This is a genomic window from Streptomyces rhizosphaerihabitans, from assembly GCF_025399795.1.
GTDB classification, from domain to species: Bacteria; Actinomycetota; Actinomycetes; order Streptomycetales; family Streptomycetaceae; genus Streptomyces; species Streptomyces rhizosphaerihabitans.
In genome coordinates, this window is sequence record NZ_JAODTZ010000055.1 from 17928 (window position 1) to 39068 (window position 21141).

15 protein-coding genes, 2 tRNA genes and 1 riboswitch are annotated in these 21141 nt (G+C 70.8%); of the genes, 6 read left to right on the forward strand and 11 right to left on the reverse strand.

From position 1 onward, the window contains the following. From lhgO to N4G66_RS37085, 3 genes are all read left to right on the forward strand, one after another. A complete protein-coding gene (gene lhgO, locus N4G66_RS37075; protein ID WP_261708708.1) occupies positions 1 to 1206 on the forward strand; it encodes an L-2-hydroxyglutarate oxidase in 1206 nt (401 codons plus the stop codon). A 195-nt stretch (positions 1207 to 1401) separates the two neighbouring features. Further along, positions 1402 to 2238 (forward strand): tRNA (guanosine(46)-N7)-methyltransferase TrmB, encoded by an 837-nt coding sequence (trmB, locus tag N4G66_RS37080; protein ID WP_261708709.1) that lies wholly within the window; start codon positions 1402 to 1404, stop codon positions 2236 to 2238. A gap of 88 nt (positions 2239 to 2326) precedes the next feature. After that, the gene (locus N4G66_RS37085; protein WP_261708710.1) at positions 2327 to 3673 is read left to right on the forward strand and encodes a PrsW family intramembrane metalloprotease; all 1347 of its coding nucleotides are present in this window, start codon (positions 2327 to 2329) and stop codon (positions 3671 to 3673) included. Positions 3674 to 3851: 178 nt separating this feature from the next. Here the strand turns inward: N4G66_RS37085 and N4G66_RS37090 are convergent, their stop codons facing one another. The 5 genes from N4G66_RS37090 to N4G66_RS37110 form a co-directional block, all read right to left on the reverse strand. Next, entirely contained in the window at positions 3852 to 4796 is a 945-nt protein-coding gene (locus N4G66_RS37090; RefSeq protein ID WP_261708711.1) for an aldo/keto reductase, read from the reverse strand. A 254-nt stretch (positions 4797 to 5050) separates the two neighbouring features. Then, the gene (locus N4G66_RS37095) at positions 5051 to 6085 is read right to left on the reverse strand and encodes a M23 family metallopeptidase (RefSeq protein ID WP_261708712.1); all 1035 of its coding nucleotides are present in this window, start codon (positions 6083 to 6085) and stop codon (positions 5051 to 5053) included. Between the two features lie 11 nt (positions 6086 to 6096). Then, a riboswitch (cyclic di-AMP (ydaO/yuaA leader) is annotated at positions 6097 to 6255 on the reverse strand. A gap of 305 nt (positions 6256 to 6560) precedes the next feature. After that, on the reverse strand, positions 6561 to 7751 hold the full coding sequence (locus tag N4G66_RS37100) for a PP2C family protein-serine/threonine phosphatase (protein WP_391858950.1): 1191 nt from the start codon (positions 7749 to 7751) through the stop codon (positions 6561 to 6563). A gap of 175 nt (positions 7752 to 7926) precedes the next feature. Further along, positions 7927 to 8000, reverse strand: a tRNA-Met gene (locus N4G66_RS37105). A gap of 129 nt (positions 8001 to 8129) precedes the next feature. Beyond that, the gene (locus N4G66_RS37110; RefSeq protein ID WP_261708713.1) at positions 8130 to 9269 is read right to left on the reverse strand and encodes a dihydrofolate reductase family protein; all 1140 of its coding nucleotides are present in this window, start codon (positions 9267 to 9269) and stop codon (positions 8130 to 8132) included. 85 nt (positions 9270 to 9354) lie between these two features. Between N4G66_RS37110 and N4G66_RS37115 the strand changes: the two genes are divergently transcribed. Together N4G66_RS37115 and N4G66_RS37120 are read left to right on the forward strand one after the other, a co-directional pair. Next, complete coding sequence (locus tag N4G66_RS37115) at positions 9355 to 9864, forward strand: MarR family winged helix-turn-helix transcriptional regulator (RefSeq protein WP_261708714.1); 510 nt, start codon at positions 9355 to 9357, stop codon at positions 9862 to 9864. A 121-nt stretch (positions 9865 to 9985) separates the two neighbouring features. Beyond that, positions 9986 to 10630: a GTP cyclohydrolase II gene (locus N4G66_RS37120; RefSeq protein ID WP_261708715.1), complete on the forward strand. Its 645-nt coding sequence runs from the start codon at positions 9986 to 9988 to the stop codon at positions 10628 to 10630. A 105-nt stretch (positions 10631 to 10735) separates the two neighbouring features. On the opposite strand, the gene N4G66_RS37125 is transcribed toward N4G66_RS37120, so the two are convergent. The 6 genes from N4G66_RS37125 to N4G66_RS37150 form a co-directional block, all read right to left on the reverse strand. Further along, positions 10736 to 10808 (reverse strand) — tRNA-Lys (locus N4G66_RS37125). Between the two features lie 121 nt (positions 10809 to 10929). Then, the gene (locus N4G66_RS37130) at positions 10930 to 12465 is read right to left on the reverse strand and encodes an amino acid permease (RefSeq protein ID WP_261708716.1); all 1536 of its coding nucleotides are present in this window, start codon (positions 12463 to 12465) and stop codon (positions 10930 to 10932) included. A 58-nt stretch (positions 12466 to 12523) separates the two neighbouring features. Next, the gene (locus tag N4G66_RS37135) at positions 12524 to 15610 is read right to left on the reverse strand and encodes a VCBS repeat-containing protein (protein ID WP_261708717.1); all 3087 of its coding nucleotides are present in this window, start codon (positions 15608 to 15610) and stop codon (positions 12524 to 12526) included. A gap of 247 nt (positions 15611 to 15857) precedes the next feature. Beyond that, positions 15858 to 18128, reverse strand: a complete 2271-nt coding sequence (locus N4G66_RS37140) for a DEAD/DEAH box helicase (RefSeq protein WP_261708718.1) — start codon at positions 18126 to 18128, stop codon at positions 15858 to 15860. 521 nt (positions 18129 to 18649) lie between these two features. Then, entirely contained in the window at positions 18650 to 19168 is a 519-nt protein-coding gene (locus N4G66_RS37145) for a hypothetical protein (RefSeq protein ID WP_261708719.1), read from the reverse strand. Positions 19169 to 19360: 192 nt separating this feature from the next. Continuing rightward, complete coding sequence (locus tag N4G66_RS37150; RefSeq protein ID WP_261708720.1) at positions 19361 to 20611, reverse strand: serine hydrolase domain-containing protein; 1251 nt, start codon at positions 20609 to 20611, stop codon at positions 19361 to 19363. Between the two features lie 164 nt (positions 20612 to 20775). Between N4G66_RS37150 and N4G66_RS37155 the strand changes: the two genes are divergently transcribed. Continuing rightward, the gene (locus N4G66_RS37155; protein ID WP_261708721.1) at positions 20776 to 21126 is read left to right on the forward strand and encodes a metallopeptidase family protein; all 351 of its coding nucleotides are present in this window, start codon (positions 20776 to 20778) and stop codon (positions 21124 to 21126) included. Positions 21127 to 21141 lie beyond the last annotated feature (15 nt).

The window sequence follows — 21141 nt, forward strand, 5'->3', positions numbered from 1 at the left end:
ATGCGCAGCGCGTACGACTGCGATGTATTGGTGATCGGCGGCGGGATCGTCGGCCTGTCGACGGCGTACGCCATCACGCGCGCGGCGCCGGGCACCCGGGTGACGGTGCTGGAGAAGGAACAGGGGCCCGCCCGGCACCAGACCGGGCGCAACAGCGGGGTGATCCACAGCGGGATCTACTACCGCCCCGGCTCCCTGAAGGCGCGGTACGCGGCGCGGGGCGGCGCCGAGATGGTCAAGTTCTGCGCGGAGTACGACATCGCGCACGCCGTCACCGGCAAGTTGATCGTCGCGACGGAGACGTCGGAGCTTCCGCGGCTGCACGGCCTGGTGCAGCGCGGCCGGGAGAACGGCATTCCGGTCAAGGAACTGGGCCCCGCCCAGCTCACCGAGTACGAGCCCGAGGTCCGCGGCCTCGCCGCCATCCACGTCGGCACCACGGGCGTCTGCGACTTCGTGGCGGTGGCGCGGCGGCTCGCGGAGGCCTCCGGGGCGGAGATCCGGTACGGGGCGAACGTGGTGCGTGCCGACCGCCGTCCCCGGCTCGGTGTCGCCGTGCGCACGGCCGACGGGACGGTCGTCCGTGGACGGGTACTCGTCAACTGCGCGGGGCTGCACTGCGACGAGACGGCCCGGCTCACGGGCGACGACCCCGGGATGCGGATCGTGCCCTTCCGCGGCGAGTACTACACACTGGCGCGGCCGGAGCTGGTCCGGGGCCTGGTGTACCCGGTTCCGGACCCCGCGTTCCCGTTCCTCGGTGTCCATCTCACCCGGGGCATCGACGGCGGAGTCCACATCGGCCCCAACGCGGTGCCCGCGCTCGCCCGGGAGGGGTACGGGTGGGGGGTCGTCCGGCCCCGGGAGCTGGGCGCGACCCTGTCCTGGCCGGGTTCCTGGCGGATAGCGCGCCGGCACTGGCGTTACGGAGCCGGTGAGCTGCGCCGGTCGGTGTCCAAGGCGGCGTTCACGGAGGCGGTCCGGCGACTGCTGCCCGCGGTGACCCCGGAGGACCTGATCCCCGCCAGCGCCGGCGTCCGCGCCCAGGCGGTCCTGCGGGACGGCACCCTGGTCGACGACTTCCTGATCAAGGAGGGCCCGCGGACCGTGCACGTACTGAACGCGCCGTCCCCCGCGGCCACCGCCTCCCTCCCGATCGGCCGGGAGGTCGCCCGCCGTGCCCTGGCGGCTCTGACGGCGGCCTGAGCGCCCCACCCGCCGGCACGCCGGACCACCGGGATCCCACCTGAGCCCCCGCGCCACGCCGGACCACCACCCCCCGTCGCCACGACGGGGCACCCCTGCGCACCGGCACCACGCCGGGGCACCGGCGGACGCCAAGGCACCCCCGCACACGACGGACCACCCCGCACCTCGGGCGCCCGTAAAATCGACCCCACTGTGTCTGACTTCCTCGACTCCACCGAAGAGACCCGGCCCGCCTCCGTCGAGGACGGCTCGCCGCGTCATCACCGCGCCAAGGGCGAGCCCCGCTTCCCCGACGGTCCGCAGGCCGATCCCGCCGGCTCGCACTTCGAGCGGCGGATCCGGAGCTTCCAGCCGCGGCGGAGCCGGGTGACGACCGGGCAGGCGGACGCGTTGCAGCGGCTGTGGCCCACATGGGGTCTGGACATCGACGGACAGCGGACGCTCGACCTGGCGGAACTGTTCGGGACGGACAGCCCCGTCGTGCTGGAGATCGGCTTCGGCATGGGCGAGGCCACCGCGCAGATGGCGGCCGAGGACCGGAAGACCGGAATCCTCGCCGTGGACGTGCACACCCCGGGCCAGGGCAACCTGCTCAACCTCGCCGAGCGGAGCGGCCTGACCAACGTCCGGGTCGCGAACGGCGACGCGATCATCCTGCTCCGCGAGATGCTCCCGCCCGCGTCCCTGAACGGCCTGCGCGTCTATTTCCCCGACCCCTGGCCCAAGAAGCGGCACCACAAGCGGCGGCTGATCCAGCCGGAGTTCCTGGATCTCGCCGCGACCCGCCTCAAGCCGGGCGCGCTCGTGCACTGCGCGACGGACTGGGAACCGTACGCCGAACAGATGCTCGAAGTACTGAGCGCGCACCCCGACTTCGAGAACACCCGGCCGGACGGCGGTTTCGCGCCCCGTCCGGAGTTCCGGCCGCTGACCCGTTTCGAGGGCCAGGGACTGGACAAGGGTCATGTGGTGAACGACCTCCTGTTCCGGCGCGTACAGCATCGAGACCAGCACACCCCGGGCGACTGACCCGCACACACCCTCCGACGTCCCACGGGAATTCCCGGGACTCCGGTTACCGTCGCGGGCCACGCCCTCCCTCGTTAGGGTCAATGCCGTGGCCATCCATCCTCCGTACCCGACACAGCCCGGCGGCCCCGCCGGACGTGCGCCGATACATCCGCACTGGTGGCAGCGCAGATGGGTCCGGTACGGAGCGCTGATCACGCTGCTCGCGATGTCGGGTCTGGTGATCCTCGCCCTGGTCCGCGAACAGACCGGAACCGAGGGCTTCCTGGTCGGCCTCGGACTGGCCGTGTTCCCCGTGCCGCTGCTCGTAGCCGCCTTCCGGTGGCTGGACCGGGTCGAGCCGGGCCCCTGGCGCAACCTGCTCTTCTCCTTCGCCTGGGGCGCCTGCGCGGCCGCGCTCATAGCGATCGTCGCCAACAGCTTCGCGACCCGGTGGATAGCGATGGCGACCGCGGATCCGTCCAGCGCCGACACGCTCGGCGCGACCGTCATAGCGCCCGTCGTCGAGGAGTCGGCGAAGGCGGCGGCCGTCCTGCTGGTCTTCCTGTTCCGCAGACGGGACTTCACCGGGATCGTCGACGGTGTCGTCATCGCCGGGATCACCGCCACCGGCTTCGCGTTCACCGAGAACATCCTCTACCTCGGCACCGCCTTCGGCTCCGACCAGCTCAGCGGGGAGAGCGGGCTCACCTCCGTCACCGCCGCGACCTTCTTCGTCCGCGTGGTGATGTCGCCCTTCGCGCATCCGCTGTTCACCGTGCTGACCGGCATCGGCTTCGGCTTCGCGGCGCTGTCCGCCGAGCGCCGTCATGTGCGCCGTGTGCTGCTCCCCCTCACCGGACTGCTGCTCGCGATGGGCATGCACGCGATCTGGAACAGCTCGTCGGACTTCGGCGAGTTCGGGTTCTTCGGGGTGTACGCCGCGTTCATGGTGCCCGCGTTCGGGCTGCTGACCTGGCTGGTCGTCTGGACCCGGCAGCGCGAGCTGCGCACCGTGCGCACGGAACTGCCCGCGTACACCGTCGCCGGATGGCTGGGCGCGACGGAACCGTGGGCCCTCGGCTCGATGCGGGCGCGGCGGCTCGCCCGCGAGTACGCCGACCACCACTTCGGGAAGACCGCGGCGCGCTCGGTGGCGGAGTACGAGGCGTACGCGACGTCGCTGGCGTTCCTGCGCCACCGCGGGCGCAGGGGCCGTGCGGGCGCCGACTTCGTCGTACGGGAACGCGAGTTGCTCGACGAGCTGTGGCGCCGCCGCGAGATCGCCCGCCCGGCCCTCGCCTACGCGGCCCGCGCGACGACTCCGCTGCCCGCCCCACCGCCCTGGCCGGCCCACGGATACGGGTACATCGCCCCGCCCGCGCAACCGTACGGCCCACCCGCGCAGGCGTCGGCACCGACGCCGTATCCCGCGTACAACCCGTACCGCTCGTAGCACGGAACGGCCCCGGCACCCCAGAAGGCACCGCCCTGGGAAGCCGGCACCCCGCGATACGCCACCCCGGCGCGCACGACCCGTCGACACCCCGACGCACGGCACCACCGGTCGGCACTTCCGGCGCGCGGCACCACCGGTCGACACCGGCGGTGCCGCGCGGGCGGCACAGCCCCTGTTACGCCGAGGCCTTCGACAAACGCGTCAGTTCCTCGTCCGTCAGCACCAGGTCCGCGACCGCCAGCAGGGCCGGCAGCTGCTCCACCGTGCGGGCGGAGGCGATCGGCGCGGCGACCGTCGGCTGTGCGGCCAGCCAGGCGAGGGCGACCGTCGGGACCGCGACGCCGTGGGCCCCGGCGATCTCGTCGAGGGCGGCGAGGACCCGCGGCCCGCGTTCCGTGTCGAGGTGCTTGGCCGCGCCCGCGGCCCGGGCCGAGTCGACCGTCGTTCCGGGGCGGTACTTGCCGGTGAGGAAACCGGAGGCGAGCCCGAAGTACGGGACGGCGGCGAGACCGGCCCGGGAGGCGACCTCCTGCAGAGGCCCCTCGTAGGTGTCGCGCGAGACCAGGTTGTACTGCGGCTGGAGCGCGACGTAGCGCGCGAGGCCCTCGCGGTCGGAGAACTCCAGGGACTCCTGGAGCCGCTCCGGCGAGATGTTGGAGGCGGCGATGTGCCGCACCTTGCCCGCCTTCACCAGCTCGTCGAGGGCGCCGATGATCTCGTCGACCGGCACCTCGGGCTTGTCGAAGTGCGTGTAGTAGAGGTCAATGTGATCGGTGCCCAGGCGGCGCAGCGACGCGTCGGCCGCGGCCTTGATGTTGGCACCGGACAGCCCCGGGTACCCGGGGTGCTGGCTGACCTTGGTGGCTACCACGATGTCCGCACGGTTGCCGCGGGTCTTCAGCCACTTGCCGATGATGGTCTCGGACTCGCCGCCCTCGTTGCCCTCGACCCATGCCGAGTAGGAGTCGGCGGTGTCGAGGAAGTTGCCACCGGCGGCCGCGTAGGCGTCGAGCACGGCGAAGGACCGGGTCTCGTCGGCCGTCCAGCCGAAGACGTTGCCGCCGAGGGAGAGCGGGAAGACCTCGAGGTCGGACGAACCGAGCTTGCGAAGAGAAGTCATGTACGACGTCAACACCCGTACCGGATGCATGTATTCCGCACTCATCCCGGACGGCCGGCCGGTGCCCGCTCATGTCCGCGGATCCCTGACCGGCGGTCCTGACGTCGGGGGGGATGACGTCAGGACCGCCGGAGACCAGGGAGGACACGCGCACGGCACGCGTCAGAGGTCACACCCGTCCGCGCCGGACGTCGTACGGCTCACGCGTTCATACGGCTCAGAAGCCCGTACGAATCCGTATGGATCCGTACGGATCAGGGGTTGAGGCCCTTGCTCTGGAGCCACGCCATCGGGTCGATGCCGGTGGCGGCGCCGCCGGGGTGCACTTCGAGGTGCAGGTGCGGCCCGGTGACATTGCCCGTCGCGCCCACGCGCCCGATGACATCACCCGTGGCGACCTTCTGGCCCACGCTGACGCTGATCGACGACTGGTGGCAGAACCAGAGCTCCGTACCGTCGTCGAGCGTGAGGATCGTGCGGTAGCCGTACGAGCCGGCCCAGCCGGCCTCGGTGATGGTGCCGCTGTGGATCGCCTTGATGAGCGTGCCGGTGGGCGCCGCGAAGTCGAGGCCGGTGTGGTAGCCGGAGGACCACATGGAGCCGGCCTCACCGAAGCGCGAGGTCAGCGTGTACGAGGAGGTCGGCAGCGAGTAGCTCTTGGCGAGCTCGGCGAGGCGCTCGGTCTCGGCCTTCGCCTTGGCCGCGTCCTCCGCCTTCTGCTTCGCGGCGGCGGCCTTGGCCTCCGCGTCGTCCTGCTGCTTGGCGGCGAGCGCGACGGCCTTCTTCGCGGCGGCGGCCTGGGCGGCCTGCTGGGTGGCGCTGTCGGCCTGGTTCTGCTGCGACTGGGCCTGCTGCATGATGCGCGAGCGCAGCGCCTCACCCGCGTCCGTGGCACCCTGCGCCGCGTCGGCGCTGGTCAGACCGGCGCTGGTGAGCGGAGTCGTGGAGCCCTTGGGGGCGCTGGATCCGCCGTCCGATATCAGGGCCTTGGCGGACTGGGTGACCGACGACAGGTCGGGCAGCGAGATCGAGACGGGCGGCTTGCCCGGCGCGGCGCTGGCGATGCCGCCCGCGCCGACGGCGGCTATGACGCCGACGCCGAGAACCGTGGAGCTGCGGGCGAGTCCTCCGCCGCGCTGCTTGCCCGTGCGGTGCCGGCCGCGGACGGGAAGAACGGAATCCTCGGTGGGGTTCCACTCCTCCCAGGGTCCCTCGTCCTTGCCATAGCCGAAGGTATGCGTGTCATTCGGCGTGAACGAGGTTGGCTGAGCGGGCCGGTTGGACGCCACGTGGGCGCACTCCTTTCCTTCCTTGCCGCCTACCGGGTTAGCTGACGGGTTCGGAGCAGGAAGGTCTCCTACGCGCGTATAGCCACTGTGCTTCCACAGCGGAAATACGCTCGATTCACCCCAAGTTGATGGTTCCCCGGTTCCCTTGCGGGATTCGGCGCGTACGCACGGAGCCACCTCTTGTGACGGCTGTAACGACCGCGCTGCGTTATCGAACGTTAATAGACCCAGGCACCGAATTCCAAGCTGTTCGGGCTGATCATTAACGGCTTTTGGCCAGGACTTTGGGGTCATGAGCGGCGAAAAACGGGCGAGTTGACCTTATCTCGTCGACACGGGATCCCCTGACGGTATGTCAGTCGATATGCGGAGGGACATCGTCCGATCACCGTTCGTCACCATGTCCGAAAAGGCCGTACGCGGTGCACGCGAAGGACCTCCCGAGCCCTGCGGAAATCCCCTTACCGGGCCCCCGTCAAAAGCGCCGGACGGCGAGCAGCGCCATGTCGTCCGTCAAAGCGCCGCCCGTATGCCGGCGGACCGCCTCGGAAAGGGCGGTCAGCAGGGCCTCGGGGCCGGGAAAGACCCGTCCGGCCAGCCACGCGGCCGGATCGTAGAACGTCCCGCGCGGATCTCGGGCCTCGGACAGACCGTCGGTGTGCAGAAGCAGCATCGCCCCGCGCGGAAAGCGGCCCTGGACCGTCCGGTCGGGCCAGGTTCCCAGTTCGCCCATCCCGAGGGGCAGCGCGAAAACCTCGGTGGCGAGGGTGACGAGCGTGCCGTCGGGATGCAGGAGCAGGGGCGGCGGATGGCCGCGGTTGACGACGCGTACGACGTCCTCGCCGTGCGGGATCTCCGCGAGGACGGCGGTGGTGAACTCCTCGAACGCGTCAGGGCTCTCGTGCCGGGTTCCCGGACGCGTCAGCGCCCGCTCCAGGCGCCCCGCGACCGCTTCCAGGGTCGCCTCCTCCTCGGCCGCCTCCCGGAACGCTCCGACGACCACGGCGACGGCCGCCACCGCGGTCATCCCCTTCCCCCGTACGTCGCCGACGATCAGCCGCACGCCGTGCGGGGAGTCCTGCACCGCGTACAGGTCCCCGCCGATGAACGCGTCCTCCTGTGCCGCCTCGTAGCGGGCCGCCACATCGAGGCCGTCGATCCGCGCCTCGGGCTCGGGCAGTACGGCACGCTGCGCGAACTCGGCGATCTCCCGGACGGAGGCGAGCCGCTCGTCTCCGCGCCGGACGACGATGTTGATGAGGACGGCGAGAACGGCGGCGGTCGCCACGGTGAGCACCTCGGTGACCGCGTCGACCTGCAGGACGATGTCGAGCACGCTGTGGACCACGAGCACCGCGCCGACGGCGAGGACGCCGGTGAGAACGGTGCCGCGCAGCGAGTAGAGGGGTGCGGCGATCAGGGGAGCGGCCGTGAAGAAGGGGGCCGCGGTGTAGTCCCCGGGGGTGAAGTAGTCGTAGAAGATCCCGGCGACGACGAGCAGCGCGGGCAGGCTCCGGACGAAGTTGCGCGCGAAGGAGATCCTCCGGGGAGCCGCTGCCGCCGGACCGGACGGCGGGGCGCTCCCGGGCCCGCGGACAGCGGGCGACGGCCCGTCGGCCCGGCCATGGAATTCTCCGGCCCGCTGCTCACCTCCTGGCTGCCCCACCCGTCCAGAAGACCCGGAGCGGGGGCGGTGGGCGACCGGTGTGGCCCGACCGGGGGATGCCGTCGACCGGGAGACGCCGCCGGCCGCCGGAGGGAACCGGCCTGGAGAACCGGCCGAGGGGACAAACACCAAGGGCCGGAACTCGTGAATCCGAGTTCCGGCCCTTGGCCTTGAGTAGCGGGGACAGGATTTGAACCTGCGACCTCTGGGTTATGAGCCCAGCGAGCTACCGAGCTGCTCCACCCCGCGTCGTTAAGACCAGTGTACGCCATCCGCGGGACCCGAAGCACACCCGTTTAAACGCACCCCTTCAGCGGTGTCGGCGGGCACGCGGCTTCACCTGCCACGGATGGCCTCCGGCCGGGCGGGGCGAGGCGCCTAGCCCAGCAGATGCCGGTTGGGGGCCTTGGCCTGGTCCGCGCACTCGGAGAGGACGACGACCTCGGCGCCCGCAGCGGCGAGGAGCCCGTTCCCGTCGGCGTCCGTGACGAAGGTGTCGGGCTCGCGCCAGGCCGTGACGACCCGCCGCACACCGGCGTCGAGGATGAGCCGGGCGCACGGCGCGGGCCGGGAGGCGCGGTGGGCGCACGGCTCCAGGCTGCTGTAGACGGTGGCGGCGGCCCGCCGCGGATCGGCGGGGTCGATCTTGGCGAGGGCCGCCTCCTCGGCGTGCACGACGGGGTCGTCGCCCTCGCGGGAGTGGCCCCTGGCCAGCTCGGTCCCGTCGGCCGCGACCACCACGGCGCCCACGCTGAACGCGGTCTTCGAGGGCGGGCACAGCGCCGCCAGCTCGCAGGCGAGCTCCAGCCACCGCCGGTCCGCCGCGGAGGCGAGCGGGCCGGTGCCGGGCGCGGTGGGGACGTACCGGATGAGCACGACGTCCCCGACGGCCCGTGTCTCCACCAGCCGCAGCCGGCCCAGGGGATACGCCCCGGGCCCGAACAGCCGCGGCGCGTCCGGCTGACCGACGAAGAGGGGGGCTACGGCGAGCTGCAGTTCGTCGGCGAGTTCCTCGCGCACGAGCTGGGTGTGGACCTTCCCGCCCCCTTCGACCATGAGGCGGCGCACACCCCGCACGTCGTGAAGGTGTTCGAGCAGCACACGCCAGTCGAGTTCGGGTCCGGTCGGGACGACATCGACGCCGACGAGGCCGTGCAGCAGGGCGGCTGCACGCAGCGCGCCCTTGTCCGTCGTATAGACGACCTTCTCGCCGCCCGTGTGCCAGAACTGTGCCTGCGGGTCGAGGTCGCCGGAACCGCTGACGGTGACCTTCAGGGGGTACTCGGGGCGGCCACCGGCGACGCGGGCCGCACGTCGTTCGGCGGAGTTGACCAGGAGCCGCGGGTTGTCCGTGCGCAGCGTGCCGGCGCCCACCAGGATCGCGTCACTGGACGCCCGCACCTCGTCGACCCGGTCGAAGTCGGCCGGGCCCGAGAGCAGCAGCCGCTCGGGACCGGTGTCGTCCAGGAAGCCGTCGAGGGAGACGGCGGCGGACAACAGGACGTAGGGACGGGGCATCGGGACGCATCCTCCGGTCACACGCGCGCAGTCGGATCACACGCGCACAGTGGTTCAAGTTTTAAACAATACCTAGACTGGTCTCATGACGACCCGCTGGCTCACCGCCGCCGAACAGCGCGCCTGGCGCTCGTACCTCTCCGCGACCTCCCTCCTGGAGGACGCCATCGACCGCCGGCTGCAGGCGGAGGCGGGGATGCCCCACCTTTACTACTCCATCCTGGCCAAGTTGTCCGAGGCGCCGGACCGGCGGCTGCGGATGACCGACCTCGCCGAGGCCCAGAAGATCACCCGCAGCCGTCTGACGTACGCGGTGACCCGGCTGGAGAAGGACGGCACCGTACGCCGGGAGGGCTGCCCCACCGACAAGCGCGGGCACATGGCCGTCCTCACCGACGAGGGCATGGCCCTCCTGGAGCGGGTCGCGCCGGGACACGTCGAGACGGTGCGGACGGCGATCTTCGACCATCTGACGCCTGAGCAGGTGGAACAGCTGGACGAGATCTGCGGAACCATCACCCGGGCGATCCAGGACGGGAATTCCGGGGCGTCCGGGGAAGATCTGCCGTGGCGGCGGCGTTCCTGCTCCTCGTGAAGGACGCGAGGGGCACGAACTCTATTGCTTGAAGTTTGAAGCAGATGTAGGGTCTCCTCCCGAGGCAGTGCTTCAAATCTGAAGCACCATCTCGTACGGACCCGCTGGACGGAGAGACAAGATGCGCGACCACCCCACCGCCACCGTGCGCACCCGCGTCCGCGTGCCCCTGCGCTTCGGTGACGGCTACTCCGTCGACGCGGAACTCGTGACCTTCCACGGCCTCGAGGACGGCAAGGAACACCTGGCCGTCGTCCTCGGCGAGCCCGGCGAGAACCCGTTGGTGCGGCTGCACTCCGAGTGCCTGACCGGCGATGTCTTCGGCTCGGCCCGCTGCGACTGCGGACCCCAGCTGCGCGAGGCGGTGGAGCAGATCGCGGACCGGGGCGGCGTCCTGCTGTACCTGCGCCAGGAGGGCCGCGGCATCGGCCTCTACAACAAGCTCGACGCGTACGCCCTCCAGGACCAGGGTCTCGACACCTACGCCGCCAACGCGGCCCTCGGCCTGCCCGAGGACGACCGCGACTACACGGCTGCCGCCCAGATGCTCCGGGCGCTCGGCATCGATTCCCTCGACCTGCTCTCCAACAACCCGGACAAGGCCGAACAGCTTCGCGAGCTCGGCATCACGGTCTCCCACCGGGTCCCGACGGGTGTCTTCACCACCGCCCACAACGTCCGCTACCTGCGTGCCAAGGTCCTCCAGACCCAGCACACGCTCCCGCTGCCGGAACTCACGGAGCTGACGGGCATCTCAGCGGGCTGACACACGCACCCTTCGGACCCGCAGCGGGCCGGCAGGACGGCACGAGACGGCGCGAAACGCATCGGGCCCCCGCCTCAGATTGCCTCTGAGGCGGGGGCCCTTCGGTAGACCCTGTGGGACTCGAACCCACAACCAATGGATTAAAAGTCCACTGCTCTGCCAATTGAGCTAAGGGTCCCCGCACCGGACAACACCGGCACGGCGCACCGGCCCGCGCCGATGCATCCCCGAGCATAGCGGGACGTGGCCGGGACTCCGATCGGGTATCGGGGTCCCGGCCACGCCAAAAGCGCACAAGGTCAGGGATCGACCGGTTCGGGCGCACCCTTGCGGGCGGCCTCACGGGCGATCGTGCGCTGGTGGTCGGGGTTGAGGAACCAGTGACGGGCCGAGGCCAGCCACCAGACCGCGGCGAAGCCGAGGACGGCGAGGACGGCGATCGGGGCGTAGTTGAAGGTCTCCCAGGTGACCGGGGAGACCTGGGGCAGCATGAACAGGATCGTGATGACGGCCACCCAGACGACAGCTGTCACCCCCACGGGGCGGGACCAGCGGCCCAGATGCCAGGGCCCGCGCTCGAAGGCGTCGCCCTTGCGCACCCGCAGCAGGGTCGGGATGACGTAGGCGACATAGAGGCCGATCACCGCGATCGACGTCACGGCCGCGTAGGCCGCGTAGTTGATCAGGTACGGCAGACCGAGCACCAGAGCGCCCAGCGCGGCCAGCCAGACCGCCGCCACGGGGGTCCGCGTGCGCGGATGGGCCGTGTGCCACACCTTCGAGAACGGCAGTGCGCCGTCGCGCGAAAAGGCGTAGATCATACGGCTGTTGGCCGTCACCGACGCCATGCCGCAGAACAGCTGGGCGCCGATCACGACCAGCAGCAGGAGCTTCCCGGTCGTCGCGCCGAGCGCGTCCAGCAAGATCTGCGCCGGAGGCGCGCCCGTCGCCGAGCCCAGCTCCTTGTCGTACGACTGGATGGCGAAGTTGAATCCGAGGAGCAGGACGAATCCGGCGATCCACGAGGTCCAGATGGACCGCACGATGCCCTTCGGGCCGGCCGTGGAGGCGTCGTGGGTCTCCTCCGTCATATGGGCGGAGGCGTCGTACCCGGTGAACGTGTACTGGGCCATGAGGAGTCCGATGAGGACGACGTAGACCCCGCTGCCCCAGCCCGTGTTGTTCACGAACTTCGTGAACACGAAGTCCGCCGACTGGTGGTGGTCCGGCACGAAGGTCAGCGCGCCGACGATGACGGCGACGCCGATGACGTGCCACCAGACGCTGATGCTGTTGAGGAGGGCGACGATCCCCACGCCGAAGGTGTTGAGCAGGCCGTGCAGGATCAGGATCCCGGCGAACAGCAGGACCGTGCGGCCCGGCGTCACCACGAAGTCGAACTGGAGGTTCAGATAGGCGCCGAGGAAGGACGCGGCGCCGAAGTCGATGCCCGCGGTCACCGCCACCTGGCCGAGGACGTTGAACCAGCCCGTGAACCAGGCCCAGGCGGCCGCGCTGCGCTCCGGGGCGAGCCGGTGCGCCCAGAAGTACAGCCCGGCGGACGTCGGGTAGGCCGAACAGATCTCGGCCATCGCGAGCCCGACGAACAGCGTCATCAGGCCGACCGCGACCCAGCCCCAGGTGATCACGGCGGGACCGCCGGTGTTCATGCCGAACAGATACAGCGTCAGACAGCCCGACAGGACCGAGATGATCGTGAAGGAGACCGCGTAGTTGGAGAACGCCGACATGCGGCGGGCGAGAACCTGTGTGTAGCCGAGCTGGGCGAGCCGCTCTTCGTCCGACAGCCCAGTCGCTCTGGCGTCATCTGTCATGCCCCCAGCGATTCCCTCGCCGGGGGCATGACATGCGCTACGGGGGAGAGCAAGTTGGCTAGAAAAGGCCCTTGTAGCCCTGCCAGCCGCCGGTGATCTTCACCCGGGAGCCGAACGAGCCCGTCCCCGTGCCGGCGTTGCGGTAGACGTTCCCCGAGGTGTCGCGCTCGACCAGGTCGTTCTTCCCGTCACCGGTGATGTCGCCGACCCCGACGATCGCGTTGTACGACGCGCCCCAGGCGGAGAACACCTTCACCCGGTCCTTCAACAGGCCTGTCCCGGTGCCGTTGTAGCGGTACAGCGTTCCCGCCTTGTCCCGCGCGAGCACATCACCGATCCCGTCACCGTTCAGGTCCCCGGCACCGACGATCTTCGTGTAGCCCGTCCACGCCGTACGGATCTTCTTGCCCGCGGCGAGCGTTCCGTCGCTCTTCGCGGCGAACAGGTAGAGGTCGCCGGTCGAGGCCTTCCGCGCCAGCAGATCCGGCCGCCGGTCACCGGTCAGGTCGCCGGGCGAGGTCAGGACGTTGTACGCGTTCCAGCCGGTGCCGAGCGCCTTGTACGAGGTCGAGGGGGTCGGCGCCGTGCCGCACGCGGGCTTGTAGCCGCGCAGGGACCCGTCGCTCATCCGCACCAGGACGTCGTTGCAGCGGTCGCCGTTCAGATCGCCGAACGGCACCGCGACCGCCTTGGTCGACCAGCCGTTGCCGGTGACCTTCCCGGCGAACGCGCCCTTCCCGTCGCCCTGCTGGAAGGTCAGCCCGCCCGAGGAGTTGAGGGTGAGCAGGTCGCCGATGCCGTCCGGGCCACGTCCTCCGGAGCCGGTGTGGTCGTGACGCGCCGGTGCGGCCTTGCGCAGCCCGACCGTGCCACCCACCTCCAGCGGGCCTCCGACACCGTCCGCCGGTGTGACGGACAGCGTCCAGTCGTACGAGCCGTTCGGCAGGAGCACGTCCCCGGGAAGGGTGCGGTCGACGCCGGACCAGCCGACGCTCAGCTCCCCGCGCGCGGCACCGCCGTCCTGCGTGTCCACGACCTTGCCGGCCTTGTTCCGCACGGTCAGCCGCCAGCTCGACGACGGCTTCGACAGCAGCAGGGTGGTGAGGGTGTCCGGTGTCGTGTCGATCTCGCTCTGCTCGACGTAGGAAGCCTTCTGGGCCGGCGTCAGCAGCCGCAGCGGCTGCTGGGCCACCCCGGACGCCACGAGGTGCACGCGCTGCAGACCGTCCACGTACGCGGCGTTCGCGCCGGACTCGTCGACCGTCCAGCGCACGTCGCGCTGCGAGACGCCGGTGTCGGGCAGGTCGCCGATGACCAGGCTCTCGGCGCTGCCGCCCGCCACCGCCGTGAGCGTCAGCTTCCCGGCCGCCTTGTCGTGGGTGACGACGTATCCGTCGCCGAGCTTCGCCTCGTCTGCGGGCACGGCCACGGACTTCTTCGCCGTACGGTCGAAGACACCCGCCCGGCCGTCACAGGTCCAGTAGATCCAGCGGCCGAGAGCCTGGAGCTCGGTGGGCGTGCAGCCCGCGTCGGTGGTGAGGGTCTCGGTGGTCTTCTTCGCGGTGAGGTCGTACGCGGTGACGGTGCCGGGCGTCGATCCCGCCGTCCAGAGCACGTCGCCGGAGAGCGCGGCGGCTCCCGGAGTACGGGTGAGCGCCGGGGTGCCGTCGCCGCCGATCGCGTACGCGTACTGCTTGTCGGCGGCCGTGTAGAGGACGTACCGGCCCGAGACGTCGGTGACCCGTCCGCCCGCGGGCACGGCCCGCTGCCACAGCCCCGCCGCCGTCGGGCCGTTCACCCGAAGCAGCTCGGCGGTCTCCGACCCGTGCTCCAGCCAGACGATCCGGCCGTCGGCGGTGCCGTGCAGCGGGGCACAGGACGCGCTGTCGGTATCGCAGGAGCCGATCAACACGTCGGACGTCAGGCGCGGGGTGAAGTCGCCGCGTTCGCCGTACTCGGGGCTTCCGGTCACCGCGACGGTCCGCACGTAGTCGTCACGCATTCCGTTCCTGCTGGTGTCCGTGACGACGAGACGGCCCTGGTCGAGGGAGATCCCCTGGACCGGGACGGGCGGCTTGGGCAGCGGCTTGACCTGGGTGACGACCGGGGCGCCGTCGGGACCGGGGGCGATGCGCTGGATGCCCCAGTCGTCGGCGCCGGTACGGCCGATCTTCACGGCTGTGCCGCCCTGACCGCTCACCATCCCGTAGGACGAGGACGGCATCAAGGTCACCGCCGCATCGCCGCCGATCGGCTGCGCGACCACCTGGTTGATGCCGTTGACCAGCCAGTCGCCGACGACGGCCAGGTCGTGCGTGGAGTTCACCTGGTCACCGACGTTCCGCAGGACGACCTCGGCCGGTGTCGCCGACAGGTCGGCGCGGGGGAACACCATCACCTTGGCCTTGTCGTAGGCGGCGACGACGACATGGTCCGGTGAGATCCACACCTTGCTGTACGCGATGGGGAGCGGACCGCTCCAGCTCTGCACCTGCCCGCTCTCGCGGTCGACGGCGACCAGGCGCGACTCGCCGTCCAGCGTCGCGCGCAGGAAGACACTCCTGGCGTCCGCGCCGGCCGGCAGCCCGAGCGTGAGGCCCGCGGGTCCACCGCCGACGGTCACGTCACGGGTGCCGCCGTCCACCCCCGGGGTCAGCAGGTGAATGGTCCTGGTGCTCGTGCCGTCCTCGGCGGCCACGTTGCGAAAACCGACGACCAGGTTGTCGTAGGGATTCAAGAACCCCGTACCCGCGGGCATCTGGAGGCTCTGGGTCGTGCCGTCCGCAGCGTTCCAGAACTCGACCCGGCCGTCGGCGTACCTGTAGGCCAGGACGTCACTACCGGTGGGTATGGCGGACACCCCGGTCCGGACCGGGACGGGTACCGACTCACCGTCCGCATAGCGCGTCCACATGTACAGCGCGCTGCCCTCCACACGGTGGAAGACACCCTGCGCCCCGGCACTGTCGTGGCCGTTCGCGCTCGAGGAGTTGAGGAAGGCGGCCGACATATAGGAGTTCCGCGGCTGGGACGGAACCACCGTCTCCTGTGCCACGGGCACAGCGGACGCGGATGTCGGCAGCAGCGGGATCAGACCGCCCGCGAGCGCCGCCGACGCGGCGGTGGCGACAGCGACGCGTCTCACCCGGGCGCGACGGACGAAGTCATGACGAACCAAAGGGAACCCTCCCGGAACAGTGCGGAGAGGCGTCTGCCGTCCCAGGCATCGGCCTGGCCCCCAGTCGTCGCATCCTCCACAGAAGTTCCCTGATCCTACCGGGAGTTGGAAGGTGAACGGGAAAACATTTTCCACGGCTCGACCCCCGGAAACGACGATGTGGCCCCCACCCGGACCGGGTGGGGGCCACATCACTTCACTGAGCTACTGGGCGTCAGCCGTTGCGCTTCCAGCGCGGCTTCTCGTCACGGCGGAACGAACCAGGAGCGGTGCCGGTGCCGGTCGTGCGGTGGTCGTCGCGACGGGCGGTCGGACGGTCGTGGCCGGAGCGGAAGCTGCCGCCCGCGGGACGGTCGCCCTGACGGTCACGGTTGAAGGGACGGTCGCTGCCCCGGTGGCCGGCACCACGGTTGTCGTCACGACGCTCGAAAGAACGGCCGCCACGGTCGTCGCGGTTGAAGCCGCCACCGCTGCGGTTGTCGTCACGACGCTCGAAAGAACGGCCGCCACGGTCGTCGCGGTTGAAGCCGCCACCGCTGCGGTTGTCGTCACGACGCTCGAAAGAACGGCCACCGCGGTCATCGCGGTTGAAGCCGCCACCGCTGCGGTTGTCGCGGTTGAAGCCACCGCCACGGTTGTCGTCACGGTTGAAGCCGCCACCACTGCGGTTGTCGCGGTTGAAGCCACCGCCACGGCTGTCGTCACGACGCTCGAAAGAACGGCCGCCACGGTCGTCACGGTTGAAGCCGCCACCACTGCGGTTGTCGCGGTTGAAGCCACCGCCACGGCTGTCGTCACGACGCTCGGAGGAACGGCCACCGCGGTCGTCGCGGTTGAAACCGCCACCGCTGCGGTTGTCGTCACGGCGGAAGCCGCCGCGGTCGTTGTCGCGACGCTCGTAGTTGCCCCGCTCGTCGCGGCGCTGACGCGGCTCGTAGGCGGGACGCTCGGCCGGCTCGGCGGCGACGGCCTCGGTGGCCGGGGTCTCGACGACGACCTCGGCAGCGGCCTCGGCGGCAGCGGCGACGGCCACCTCCGGGTCCTCGCCCCGCTCACGCGCGGCACGGGCGACCAGACGGTCGGCCTCACCGCGCAGCTCGGCGGCACGACGCTGCGCGCGCTCCAGTTCCTTGGTGAGCTGGGTGACCTCGCGCTCGGCCTGCTGGGCGGCGTCGCCCGCGGACTGGGCCTGGACCTCGGTCATCGACCGGGCGCCGGTGATCTCGGCGACCTCGGGCTCGAAGGCCGTGCCCGAGTTGATGATGTGACGCGCGGCGTCGACGCCCGCGTCCTCCATCAGCCGGAAGATCTGGCGGCGCTGGTGCGGCAGCGACAGCGACACGACGGTGCCGGAGCGGCCCGCGCGAGCGGTACGGCCGGAGCGGTGCAGGTAGTCCTTGTGGTCACCGGCCGGGTCCACGTTCAGGACCAGGTCGATGCCGTCGACGTGGATACCGCGGGCGGCGACGTCGGTCGCGACGAGCGCGTTGACGTAACCGTCCTTGAAGTCGGCCAGCGTCCGGGTGCGGGCGCCCTGCGTCATGCCGCCGTGCAGCGCGTCGGCCTTCACACCGGCGTCGCGCAGCTGCTCCGCGATGCGGTCGGCGCCCAGCTGGGTGCGGACGAAGATGATCGTGCGGCCCTTGCGGGAGGCGATCGCGGCGGTGACCGGCGCCTTGTCCTTGGGCTTCACGATGAGGATGTGGTGCGACATGGTCGTGACGTTGCCCTGGGCGCTGTCGACCTCGTGCGTCACCGGGTTGGTCAGGTAGCGCTTGACCAGCGTGGAGATCTCGTTCTCCATCGTGGCGGAGAACAGCATGCGCTGGCCGCCGGCCGGGATCTGGTCGAGCAGCTCGGTGACCTCGGGCAGGAAGCCCAGGTCCGACATCTGGTCGGCCTCGTCGAGGACGGCGATCTGGGTGTTCTCCAGCGAGCAGGCGCCGCGGTTGATGATGTCGCGCAGACGGCCCGGGGTGGCGACGAGGACGTCGACGCCGCGCTCCAGGGCGTAGATCTGGTTGCCCATCGACGTACCGCCGCAGACGACCTTCATCTTCAGGCCGAGGACGTCGCCGTAGGGCTGCAGCGCGTCGGCGACCTGCATGGCCAGCTCACGGGTCGGCGTGAGGATGACGGCGCGCGGCTTCTTCTTCTCGGTGTGACCGCCGGCGAGCTGCGCCAGGGCCGGCAGACCGAAGGAGAGGGTCTTGCCGGAGCCGGTGCGGCCACGGCCGAGGATGTCCTTGCCGGCCAGGGCGTCCGGGATGGTCGCGGCCTGGATCGGGAAGGGGCTGGTCACGCCGTTCTGCGCGAGCTTGCGGACGATGCCCTCGGGGAGACCGAGGTCCCCGAAGGTCATCTCGGGAGCGGACTCGACGGTCTCGACAGCCTCGATGAGCTCGGCGGTCTCGACGGCCTCGACCGCGTCGTTGTTCTCGTTGTTCTCGGGCACGACGACGTGATCAGTACTGGAAACAGACATGCGAAATGCGAACCTTCCGGAGTTCTTCGGCACGCGCCCAAACTCCGTGAAGTCGCAAACGACCGCCTCTATGCGGTCCGGCCACGGCAAGGGAGAGTACGCGCCACGCGGCGCTCTCTGCGGCGGCGCCGGGCAAATGGGATCAAACGATCTACTACCATACGCACCCTTCCCCCATGAAGGCAAACTGAGCCTCATACGAGCAGGTACGGGTGCGTTCTGGCCACCTGCTCGCTTCAACAAAGTTACCCCGGCCGCGCCGACCGCGCTGTTGAACGGGCCACATCCACGGCCCCGATCCCCGTGAACCCCGCCACACCCACCGCATCCGGTACGTCCACGAGGACCGGCACCGGCGCCCCAAGACGTCCACGGCGACCGGCGCCGGCGACCTCACGGCATCCACGGCATCCATGGCGACCAGGGCAGCCAGGGCGGCCGACACCGACCGCCCCACGACGTCCACGCGACCGACGCCGGCGCCCTCGTGCGACCCCTGCCCAGCCTCGCCTCCGGCCCCACTACACGGGTGAGCCCGCTTCGGGGGCCGGTTCCCGCTGGACCAGCTGCGTGACCGGCTGCTCGTGCGCCGACGACGACGGCTCCGCCGGGCCGGGGTCGGGGGGCGCCGGCGACGAGACGGGCGGGGACTCAGGAGTCGGCTCCGCCGTCGTCCGCGTGGGACTCGGCTCGCCGCCCGGCGGCATGGAGTCCGTGGACGGCCCTCCGCCCGTCTCCGTCGCCTTCGCGGACGGCTTCGCGCCCGGGGACGCCGACGACGACGCGCCGTCGGACGCGGACTCTCCCGGCTTCGCCGAGGCCCTGTCGCCCTTGCCGCCCTTTCCGCTCCTGCCGCCGTACGACCCGACTCCACCGCCTCCTGCCGCGGTCCCGCCGCCGGGCGCCTCGCCGGCCCGTCGCCCCGCCGAGTGCGAGGGCCCCGGGCGTCCCGCGTCGTCGCCGACGCTCATGCAACCGGCGGCGGCGGCAACGGCCATGACCGTGGCGGCCAGACGGACGGGTACGTACAAGGCGCGCACGGGCGGCCACCTCCGAACGGGGTGTCCCCCGCTCGAGAGGAGCCGGGAGCGTGGGGAGAAGCGGGAGTTCTCCCTGTCCAACTCCCGCCGCCCGCAGGAGGACACGCGTCCTCCGGGCCCAACCGGGCCCGGAGGACGTACGGGAAGCGGGCTGTTCCCGCGCGGCGCCTGCGATCCGGGAGGTGCCGCGGGTCAGCCGATCGCCAGCGGGGCCTGCGGGGCCAGCGCGGCCGCGATGCGCTGGGCGACCACTTCGGCCATGTTGCCGTCGGGCGTGTCCTTGGTCTTGGTGGCGTTGACCGCGATGGCCAGACGGTCGGACGGGAGATACGCCTGGATCGCCGCGTAGCCCGAGAACGACGGGTTCTGCAGGACCCATCCGTTGATCACGATGACACCGAGCCCGAAGTGCCTGGCCTCGGTCTGCTCCAGGCAGATCGTGGCGGGACAGGTGGCGGTCGCATGGCCGAGACCGACCGTGCCCGGGTTGAGCAGGGTGCGGTAGGAGCGGTGCGAGAGGAGCTCGCCGCTGCCGATGGCCGCTGCCGAGCGGGCCAGGTCACAGACGTGCGTGGTGATGACCGCGCCGGGCGCGGTGGTCCACGACGGGTTCCAGAAGGTGGATTCCTCGTACAGGCCGCGCTCGGAGGTGAAGGCGTGCAGGACCGGACGCGGGATGTCGGGGGTGAAGTTGTTCCGGGTGTTGTCGAGACCCAGCGGCCCCGTGACCCGCTCCCTCAGGAACTTGTCGATCCGGGTGCCGGTGATCTTCTCCAGTGCCTGGATCAGCAGCACGTAATTGGCGTGGGAATAGCTCCAGTTGGTGCCCGGCTTGTACCAGAACGGGTGGCTGTAGGGGTACGCGAGCAGCTGGTTCGGGGTCCACTGGCGGAACGGGTGGGCCTCCAGCTCGGCCAGGAACGCCGGGTCGGTGACGTAGTCGTGCAGCCCGGTGGTGTTGGTGGCCAGCATCCGCAGGGTGATCTGGTTCGCCTTGGGCAGAGTGGGCAGCCAGCGCTCCACGGTGTCGTCGAGGCGGACCTTCCCCTCCTGGACGAGCTGGAGGAGGGCCGTGCCGACATAGGAGAAGGCCACGGAACCGGCACGGAAGTGCATGTCCGGCTGGGCCGGGACACCGGTCATGGACTCGCCGAGCGCGTCGGTGAGGACCTCTCGCCCGCCGCTGGTGACCTTCAACTCCACGGATTTCAGATGGAGTTCGGCCTTCGCTTTGCGGGTGATGCTGAGAACCTCACGGGCCTCGCCGTCGAGAGGTCTCGCGGTCCTCACGCAGTCGCTTCCGTCAGGGCGTCCGGGCCCCCCGGCGAACGCCGGTGCGGCGGCGGAGGTCTGGACCGTGACGGCGAGGAGCGCGGCGCAGAGGAGGGCCGCGCGGGCGCGCGCACGCGTCCTCGGACGCGTCGGGGAAGGGGTGCGTGTCATGCCCGCACTATTGCCGGACAATCAATCGCAATTCGACAGAACACTCCGGAACTGTTATGAGACACCCCATGTGGGGCAGGCGGTCGGTTTCCCTCCGCCGGATCCGGCCCTTCGGAGTCTCCGTCGTACGCCGCCGGTGGCGCGCCGTCCCCGACAATGGCCTTGTGCTGGAGATGACGCGCGAAACCTTCGAAGAGCTCGTGAGCCAGGCGCTCGACCGGATCCCGCCCGAGCTGACCCGGGTCATGGACAACGTCGCCGTCTTCGTCGAGGACGAGCCTCCGGCGGACGACCCCGAACTGCTGGGCCTCTACGAGGGCACCCCGCTCACCGACCGCGGCGAGTGGTACGCCGGGGTGCTCCCCGACCGCATCTCGATCTACATGGGCCCCACGCTGCGCATGTGCGAGACCCCCGACGCCGTGGTCCACGAGGTCGCGGTGACCGTGATCCACGAGATCGCCCACCACTTCGGCATCGACGACGAGCGGCTGCACGAACTGGGCTGGGGCTGACCGGACCGGGGCCGC

What these genes read in the sequence shown, in the direction of transcription:
- N4G66_RS37120 (WP_261708715.1), top strand. Translation starts at nt 9,986, where the DNA reads ATGCGCGACCACCCCACCGCCACCGTGCGCACCCGCGTCCGCGTGCCC.
- lhgO (WP_261708708.1), top strand. Translation starts at nt 1, where the DNA reads ATGCGCAGCGCGTACGACTGCGATGTATTGGTGATCGGCGGCGGGATC.
- N4G66_RS37150 (WP_261708720.1), bottom strand. Translation starts at nt 20,611, where the DNA reads ATGACACGCACCCCTTCCCCGACGCGTCCGAGGACGCGTGCGCGCGCC.
- N4G66_RS37090 (WP_261708711.1), bottom strand. Translation starts at nt 4,796, where the DNA reads ATGACTTCTCTTCGCAAGCTCGGTTCGTCCGACCTCGAGGTCTTCCCG.
- N4G66_RS37140 (WP_261708718.1), bottom strand. Translation starts at nt 18,128, where the DNA reads ATGTCTGTTTCCAGTACTGATCACGTCGTCGTGCCCGAGAACAACGAG.
- N4G66_RS37130 (WP_261708716.1), bottom strand. Translation starts at nt 12,465, where the DNA reads ATGACAGATGACGCCAGAGCGACTGGGCTGTCGGACGAAGAGCGGCTC.
- N4G66_RS37115 (WP_261708714.1), top strand. Translation starts at nt 9,355, where the DNA reads ATGACGACCCGCTGGCTCACCGCCGCCGAACAGCGCGCCTGGCGCTCG.
- N4G66_RS37110 (WP_261708713.1), bottom strand. Translation starts at nt 9,269, where the DNA reads ATGCCCCGTCCCTACGTCCTGTTGTCCGCCGCCGTCTCCCTCGACGGC.